This is a genomic window from Streptomyces sp. (assembly GCF_036566765.1).
Lineage (GTDB): Bacteria > Actinomycetota > Actinomycetes > Streptomycetales > Streptomycetaceae > Streptomyces.
This window is the reverse complement of sequence record NZ_DATCVQ010000574.1, coordinates 1-7,842: the sequence shown is the minus strand read 5'-3', so window position 1 is coordinate 7,842 and position 7,842 is coordinate 1. Positions and strand designations below refer to the sequence as shown.

General features: G+C 69.3%; 8 protein-coding genes and 1 rRNA gene. All 9 read left to right on the top strand.

Features of this window, described 5'->3' with window-relative positions:
• A 5S ribosomal RNA gene (gene rrf, locus VIU94_RS33400) occupies window positions 1–86 on the top strand; the annotation flags it as partial.
• 148 nt (window positions 87–234) lie between these two features.
• Window positions 235–843 (top strand): cardiolipin synthase ClsA, encoded by a 609-nt coding sequence (clsA, locus tag VIU94_RS33395; RefSeq protein WP_331917314.1) that lies wholly within the window; start codon window positions 235–237, stop codon window positions 841–843.
• Window positions 844–957: 114 nt separating this feature from the next.
• Complete coding sequence (locus tag VIU94_RS33390; protein ID WP_331917312.1) at window positions 958–3,453, top strand: sugar phosphate nucleotidyltransferase; 2,496 nt, start codon at window positions 958–960, stop codon at window positions 3,451–3,453.
• A 100-nt stretch (window positions 3,454–3,553) separates the two neighbouring features.
• Complete coding sequence (locus VIU94_RS33385) at window positions 3,554–4,483, top strand: DUF881 domain-containing protein (protein WP_331917310.1); 930 nt, start codon at window positions 3,554–3,556, stop codon at window positions 4,481–4,483.
• Window positions 4,480–4,812 (top strand): small basic family protein, encoded by a 333-nt coding sequence (locus tag VIU94_RS33380; RefSeq protein ID WP_003970459.1) that lies wholly within the window; start codon window positions 4,480–4,482, stop codon window positions 4,810–4,812. The genes VIU94_RS33385 and VIU94_RS33380 overlap by 4 nt, the downstream gene beginning before the upstream one ends.
• A 5-nt stretch (window positions 4,813–4,817) precedes the next feature.
• Window positions 4,818–5,612, top strand: a complete 795-nt coding sequence (locus tag VIU94_RS33375) for a DUF881 domain-containing protein (protein WP_331917308.1) — start codon at window positions 4,818–4,820, stop codon at window positions 5,610–5,612.
• Window positions 5,613–5,694: 82 nt separating this feature from the next.
• On the top strand, window positions 5,695–6,636 hold the full coding sequence (locus tag VIU94_RS33370) for a double zinc ribbon and FHA domain-containing protein (protein ID WP_331917316.1): 942 nt from the start codon (window positions 5,695–5,697) through the stop codon (window positions 6,634–6,636).
• A 29-nt stretch (window positions 6,637–6,665) separates the two neighbouring features.
• A complete protein-coding gene (ftsR, locus tag VIU94_RS33365) occupies window positions 6,666–7,409 on the top strand; it encodes a transcriptional regulator FtsR (protein ID WP_331917306.1) in 744 nt (247 codons plus the stop codon).
• A gap of 53 nt (window positions 7,410–7,462) precedes the next feature.
• Window positions 7,463–7,842 (top strand): bifunctional nuclease family protein (locus VIU94_RS33360; protein ID WP_331917304.1); only part of this gene is annotated, 380 nt, incomplete at its 3' end.

Below are 7,842 nucleotides of genomic sequence, written 5' to 3'. Positions count from 1 at the left end.
GTTACATTCCGAACCCGGAAGCTAAGCCTTTCAGCGCCGATGGTACTGCAGGGGGGACCCTGTGGGAGAGTAGGACGCCGCCGAACAATCATTGTGGGAAAGCCCCGCACCTCATGGTGCGGGGCTTTTCTGCGTTCAGGGGCCGTCTTCCTCGCACCCCTGTGCACGGGTGCGGCGTGGCTGCCGGTAAGGTCAGGGGGCATCATTGGCTCGTTTCCCACAGGAGGCCCCCGGATGGAGGTCCAGGAGACTCGCGTTCAGACGGACCGGGTCCTCACCATCCCCAACATCCTCAGCATGGCGCGACTCGCTGCCGTGCCGCTCTTCCTGTGGCTGATTCTCCGTCCCGAGTTCGGCGGCCCCAACAGCGATGGCTGGGCCTTGCTGCTTCTCATGTTGAGCGGGGTCAGTGACTATCTGGACGGGAAGCTCGCCCGGCGCTGGAACCAGGTCAGCAGTCTCGGCCGGCTGCTCGATCCCGCCGCGGACCGGCTGTACGTCCTTTCCACGCTGCTCGGACTCACCTGGCGGGAGATCCTTCCGCTCTGGCTCACCGCCGCCCTTTTGGCGCGGGAGCTGATGTTGCTGGTGATGGTGGGAATCCTTCGTCGGCACGGGTATCCGCCGCCGCAGGTGAACTTCCTCGGAAAAGCTGCGACGTTCAACTTGATGTACGCGTTCCCGCTGCTTCTGCTCAGTGACGGAGAGGGGTGGCTTGCGTCACTCGCTGAAGTTTTCGGGTGGGCGTTCGCCGGATGGGGTACAACTCTCTATTGGTGGGCAGGGATCCTCTACGTGGTCCAGGTCCGCCGCCTCGTCAAGGCGGACACCGAGGCCGATTGAGCCTGTCTGTCCCGTGCCGTGCAGTGTCGCCGGCACCTGCGATGACGCAAGAGGGCCCCTGTGCGGATGGGTGAAGTCGGCTAACCGTCGTCTCTCAAGGAGGACGCGCCCGACATGAAGGCCGTAGTAATGGCTGGTGGCGAAGGAACGCGACTTCGCCCGATGACCTCGAGCATGCCCAAACCGCTTCTGCCGGTCGCCAACCGGCCGATCATGGAGCATGTGCTGCGCCTGCTCAAGCGGCACGGTCTAACCGAGACCGTCGTCACCGTGCAGTTTCTCGCCTCCCTCGTCAAGAATTACTTCGGCGACGGCGAGGACCTCGGAATGGAGCTCTCGTACGCCAATGAGGAGAAGCCACTCGGTACTGCCGGGAGCGTGAAGAACGCCGAGGAGGCTTTGAAGGACGACGCCTTCCTCGTCATCTCCGGAGACGCGCTCACAGACTTCGATCTCACCGATCTGATCGCCTTCCACAAGGAGAAGGGCGCGCTGGTCACCGTATGTCTGACGCGGGTGCCCAATCCGCTGGAATTCGGGATCACGATCGTCGACGAGGAAGGAAAGGTCGAGCGTTTCCTGGAGAAGCCGACCTGGGGCCAGGTCTTCTCGGACACCGTGAACACCGGCATCTACGTCATGGAGCCGGAGGTCTTCGACTATGTCGAGGCCGACGTCCCGGTGGACTGGTCCGGTGATGTCTTCCCGCAGTTGATGAAGGAAGGCAAGCCGATCTACGGCTATGTCGCCGAGGGCTACTGGGAGGACGTCGGCACCCACGAGAGCTACGTCAAGGCGCAGGCCGATGTGCTCGAGGGCAAGGTCCAGGTAGAGCTCGACGGGTTCGAGATGGCGCCCGGGGTGTGGGTCGCCGAAGGGGCGGAGGTCCATCCGGACGCCGTGCTGCGCGGGCCGCTCTACATCGGGGACTACGCAAAGGTCGAGGCCGGCGCGGAGATCCGCGAGCACACCGTCGTCGGGTCGAACGTGGTCGTGAAGTCCGGCGCCTTCCTGCACAGGGCCGTGGTGCACGACAACGTCTACGTCGGGCAGCAGAGCAATCTGCGCGGCTGTGTCATCGGGAAGAACACCGACATCATGCGGGCCGCCCGGATCGAGGACGGGGCGGTCATCGGTGACGAGTGCCTGATCGGTGAGGAATCGATTGTTCAGGGGAACGTACGCGTCTACCCGTTCAAGACGATCGAGGCCGGCGCCTTCGTCAACACCTCCGTCATCTGGGAGTCACGCGGCCAGGCGCACCTGTTCGGGGCGCGCGGGGTGTCCGGCATCCTCAATGTGGAGATCACGCCCGAGCTGGCCGTCCGGCTGGCGGGGGCGTACGCGACGACGCTGAAGAAGGGCGCGACGGTCACGACCGCGCGTGACCACTCGCGTGGCGCGCGGGCGCTGAAGCGAGCGGTGATCTCGGCGCTGCAGGCCAGCGCCATCGATGTGCGAGACCTGGAGAACGTGCCGCTGCCGGTGGCGCGGCAGCAGACGGCGCGGGGCAGTGCCGGCGGGATCATGTTGCGGACGTCGCCGGGTGTGCCGGACTCCGTGGACATCATGTTCTTCGACGAGCGAGGGGCGGACCTCTCGCAGGCCGGGCAGCGCAAGCTGGACCGGGTGTACGCGCGGCAGGAGTACCGGAGGGCGTTCCCCGGCGAGATCGGCGACCTGAGCTTCCCGGCGAGCGTCTTCGACTCGTACACGGGGTCCCTGCTGCGGCAGGTGGACACCTCGGGGATCGCCGAGGCCGGGCTGAAGGTCGTCGTGGACGCTTCCAACGGCAGTGCAGGGCTTGTTCTGCCGAGCCTGCTCGGCCGGCTCCAGGTGGACTCGCTGGTGATCAACCCGGGTCTCGACGAGTCGCGGCCGACGGAGTCCGTCGAGGCCCGGCGGCAGGGTCTGGTGCGGCTCGGGGAGATCGTGGCGTCGGCGCGGGCGGCGTTCGGGGTGCGGTTCGACCCGGTGGGCGAGCGGCTGTCGCTGGTGGACGAGCGGGGCCGGATCGTCGAGGACGACCGGTCGCTGCTGGTGATGTTGGACCTCGTGGCCGCCGAGCGGCGGTCGGGCCGGGTGGCGCTGCCGGTGACGACGACGCGGATCGCCGAGCAGGTGGCGGCGTACCACGGCACGCAGGTGGAGTGGACGACGACCTCGCCGGACGATCTGACGCGGGTCGGCCGCGAGGAGTCGACGATCTTCGGCGGGGACGGGCGCGGCGGGTTCATCGTGCCGGAGTTCAGCAGCGTCTTCGACGGGGCGGCGGCCTTCGTGCGGCTGATCGGTCTGGTGGCGCGTACGCAGCTCACGCTGAGCCAGATCGACGCGCGGATCCCGCGGGCCCATGTGATCAAGCGGGACGTGCCGACGCCGTGGGCGGTGAAGGGCCTGGTGATGCGCCGGGTGGTGGAGGCGGCCGGGGACCGGTTCGTGGACACGACCGACGGCGTGCGGGTGGTGGAGGCGGACGGGCGCTGGGTGATGGTGCTGCCCGACCCGGCCGAGGCCGTCACCCGTCTGTGGGCGGAGGGCCCCGACGACACCTCGGCGCAGGCCCTGCTCGACGAGTGGTCGGCGGTCGTGGAGGGTGCCGGACGGTGACCCTGTGACGGGTGTGCCGGGTGGGGTCCGTAGGGGGCCCGCCCGGCGCACCGGTGGGGCCATTCGGCGGTAGCAGCTGCGACGTGCGACGATGTGCGGCATGTCGCAGCAGCCCCCCGATCGGAGCACCGGCTCCCCGCCTCCGCGTCCCGACGCGTCTATGTCGCTGCTGAACAACGTGATGGACCACGCCCTGGACGACGGCTATGCCGAGGCGACGGCCCGGCGGGCGGCGGAGGGCGGCGGTCTGCCGCGTCCGCTCCGCGCCAAGCTGGGGCTCGCCGCGGGTCTGGTCCTTGCGGCCGCGGTCGTCACTCTGGGTGCGGCGCAGGCGCAGGTAGCGGCTCCGATTCTGGCGAAGGAGCGGCAGGAGCTGATCGGCCGGATCGACTCGGAGACGGCGGCCGCGGACGGGCTGGAGCAGGACGTCGAGGAGATCCGCGCCGAGGTGGGGGAGCGGCAGCGCAAGGCCCTGGAGGAGCACGGCGGGGACCAGGCGGAGCTGGTGGCACTGCTCTCGGGTGCGACGCCGGTGCGCGGGCCGGGCGTGAAGCTGGTCGTCGACGACGCCAAGGGCGCCGAGGACGGCGGGGGCGGGCCGCGCGAGAGCGCCGGCTTCGCCGACACGGGGCGGGTGCGGGACCGGGACATGCAGCGGGTGGTGAACGGGCTGTGGCAGGCCGGCGCGGAGGCTGTGGCGATCAACGGCCAGCGGCTGACCTCGCTGTCGGCGATCCGTGCGGCCGGTGACGCCATACTGGTCGACAACCGTCCGCTGGTGCCGCCGTACACGGTGCTGGCGGTGGGGGACGGGCAGCGGCTGAGCACCGCCTTCCAGGACAGTGCCGACGGCCAGTACCTGCATGTGCTCCAGGAGAACTTCGGGATCCGCAGCAGCATCGCCGTCGAGGACGACGTGCGCCTGCCGGCCGCGCCGAGCCTGATCGTACGTACAGCTGAGCCGAGGGGCGCCGGGGCCGGGAAGGCCACCGGAGAGGCTTCGGCCGACACAGGGAAGGGCACATCTTGATCGCGGTACTGGGCCTCGTCGTGGGAGTCGTGGTCGGACTGTTGGTCCGGCCCGAGGTGCCTGCGGTGGTCGAGCCCTATCTTCCGATCGCCGTGGTCGCGGCTCTGGACGCGGTGTTCGGCGGCCTGCGGGCGATGCTCGACGGGATCTTCGTCGACAAGGTCTTCGTGGTCTCCTTCCTGTCGAACGTGGTCGTGGCCGCGCTGATCGTGTTCCTCGGAGACAAGCTGGGCGTGGGCGCGCAGCTGTCGACGGGTGTGGTGGTCGTGCTCGGCATCCGGATCTTCTCTAACGCGGCCGCCATCCGGCGGCACGTGTTCCGGGCGTGAGGCCGATGAGCTCGGACGAGACCCCTCAGGGGACGCCCCAGGAGTCGCCGGAGCCGGCCGCCGGGAAGGCGCAGCCGGAGCAGACCGGTCGTCAGCGGCTGGCCGCCGGGCTGTGGCCGCCGCGGCTGAGCCGGGCCCAACTCGTCGTCGCCCTGCTGCTGTTCGTGCTCGGGCTCGGCCTGGCCATCCAGGTCCGCTCGACCAGCGACAACAGCGCCCTGCGGGGCGCCCGCCAGGAGGACCTGGTCCGCATCCTCGACGAGCTGGACGACCGCACCCAGCGCCTTGAGGACGAGAAGACCCGGCTCGAGAGCCAGCGCTCCGAGCTGGAGAGCAGCTCCGACCAGGCGGAGGAGGCCCGCAAGCAGACGCGGGAGAAGGAGCGCCAGCTCGGCATCCTGGCCGGCACGGTCGCCGCCGAGGGGCCGGGCATCACGCTGACCGTCACGGACGGCGCGGGCGCGGTCGAGTCCGACATGCTGCTCGACGCGATCCAGGAGCTGCGCGCGGCGGGCGCCGAGGCGATCCAGGTGAACGACGTCCGGGTGGTCGCGGACAGCTACTTCTCGGGCGGTGACGGCGACATAGAGGTCGACGGGAAGAAGATCGACGCCCCGTACGTCTTCAAGGTCATCGGCAAGCCCGAGGACCTGGAACCGGCGCTGAACATCCCCGGCGGTGTCGTGCAGACACTGGAGAAGGAGCAGGCCACCGCCACGGTGACCCGCTCGGGCAAGATCGTCGTAGATGCCTTGCGACCGGCGGAGCGGCCTGACTACGCTCGGTCGTCATCGCAGTGAGGCGGGGGTTCATGGGGGAAGCGGGACAAGGGCGTGAGGTTGCGGGGGGTCGCCGCATGCAACGCCCGGTGCGTGGTGGAAACTGTCCGGAGGTTACGGACGTTGTGAAGATGTCCGGGTCGGCAGGTGTGTTGAGTCAGGGTTCGTCCTGCCCCACGGGCGGGTCTGTTTCGGTCAAGGGGAATCGCCCGTGAAGTTGTTTGCGAAGTTGTTCGGCAAGAGCGCACGCGAGGACGGCGGCAGCGCCAAGCACCGCGCGCCGCGCCAGGCCCAGAGCGAGGAACAGCAGGCCGAGCGGCCGCTCTTCCGCGACGAGGTCGGTGGGCAGGGCGGTGACATTCCGGGCGGACAGGGCGCGTCTTCTGTTGACCCTGCCGGTCCCGGCCGCATAGGTTTCGGAGAACCATCAACCTCAAGTGCGGGTGGAGGGTCTGTCCCCGACCCGTATGCGACCCACGCCTCCGCGGGGCAGCCGCGGCAGGAGGATGCGTCCATGCCGGTGTGTACGAGGTGCGGCCACCGCAATGCCGCGGACAGTCGGTTCTGCTCCAACTGCGGCGCGCCCTTGCGCGGTGCCCCGGCCGAGCGCGCGTCGGAGACGACGTCCACGATCTCGATCTCGGGTCTGGAGGCGTACGACGCGGAGGTCACCGGTCAGACCGCCGTCCCGTCCCTGTCGCCCGAGGCGCAGGCCGCCGTCGACGCGCTGCCGGCCGGTTCGGCGCTGCTCGTGGTGCGCCGCGGCCCGAACTCGGGCAGCCGCTTCCTGCTCGACGGCGAGCTGACCACGGCCGGCCGCCACCCGCAGAGCGACATCTTCCTGGACGACATCACCGTGTCGCGCCACCACGTGGAGTTCCGTCGGCAGCCCGACGGCGGCTTCACCGTGGGTGACGTCGGCAGCCTCAACGGCACGTACCTCAACCGCGAGCCGATCGAGACCCCGATCCGGCTCAACAACGGCGACGAGGTCCAGATCGGCAAGTACCGGCTGGTGTTCTACTCGAGCCAGCGGGGCGTGTGACCCCTCCGGGAACCCTTCAGGGAAGGTCCATGCTGCGAACACCGACGGGCGGTGCCGGTCACGGCACCGCCACCGCGGGCGACCGGCTGGTCAGCATCGGGACGGTGCTGAGCCAGCTGCGCGACGAGTTTCCCGAAGTGACCATCTCGAAGATCCGGTTCCTGGAGGCCGAGGGGCTGGTAGAGCCGCAGCGGACCGCCTCCGGCTACCGCAAGTTCAGCCCGCAGGACGTGGAGCGGCTCGCCCAGATCCTGCGGATGCAGCGCGACCACTACCTCCCGCTCAAGGTGATCCGCGAGCACCTCGACGCGCTCGCCCGGGGCGAGCAGATCCGGCTTCCCTCGCCGAGCCCGCAGCGGGACCTGCTCGACGGGGCCTGGGATCCGGAGCAGGACCGTCCGACGGCCGCGCGGATCGGCCGGGCCGAACTGCTGGCCGCCGCCGAGGTCACCGAGGAGGAGCTCGCGGAGTGGGAGTCGTACGGACTGCTCGTTCCGGGGCCTGAGGGCGGGTACGACTCGGAGGCCGTCAATGTGGCCAGACTTGTCGCGGATCTGGGGAGATTCGGTTTGGAACCGAGGCACCTCCGGGCGGTGAAGGCGGCTGCGGATCGCGAGGCCGGTCTGGTCGAGCAGATGGTCGCTCCGCTGCGCCGGCACCGGAATCCGCAGACCAGGGCGCATGCGGAGGCCACCGCGAAGGAATTGGCCGGGCTCTCCGTGCGGCTTCACGCCGCACTGGTCCAGACCGCTCTGGGGCTCCGGCTGCAGTGATCTTGTCGGGGCCCGACTATCCAAACCGGTCGGGCACGTCCTAGGGTTGCTGTGTGAACGAGCTCGACGTTGTGGGTGTCCGGGTGGAAATGCCCTCGAACCAGCCGATCGTGCTCCTGCGTGAAGTGGGAGGCGACCGGTACCTCCCCATCTGGATCGGACCCGGTGAGGCGACCGCGATCGCTTTCGCCCAGCAGGGCATGGCTCCTGCCAGGCCGCTGACGCACGACCTCTTCAAGGACGTTCTGGAGGCGGTGGGCCAGGAGCTCACCGAGGTGCGCATCACGGACCTGCGTGAAGGGGTCTTCTACGCGGAGCTGGTCTTCGCCAGCGGTGTCGAGGTGAGCGCCCGGCCGTCCGACGCGATAGCGCTGGCGCTGCGCACCGGGACGCCGATCTATGGCAGCGACGGCGTGCTTGACGACGCCGGCAT

Bases quoted from the DNA above. Each gene is read 5' to 3' on its own strand.
- clsA (WP_331917314.1), top strand. From the start codon at position 235: ATGGAGGTCCAGGAGACTCGCGTTCAGACGGACCGGGTCCTCACCATC.
- VIU94_RS33385 (WP_331917310.1), top strand. From the start codon at position 3,554: ATGTCGCAGCAGCCCCCCGATCGGAGCACCGGCTCCCCGCCTCCGCGT.
- VIU94_RS33375 (WP_331917308.1), top strand. From the start codon at position 4,818: ATGAGCTCGGACGAGACCCCTCAGGGGACGCCCCAGGAGTCGCCGGAG.
- ftsR (WP_331917306.1), top strand. From the start codon at position 6,666: ATGCTGCGAACACCGACGGGCGGTGCCGGTCACGGCACCGCCACCGCG.
- VIU94_RS33390 (WP_331917312.1), top strand. From the start codon at position 958: ATGAAGGCCGTAGTAATGGCTGGTGGCGAAGGAACGCGACTTCGCCCG.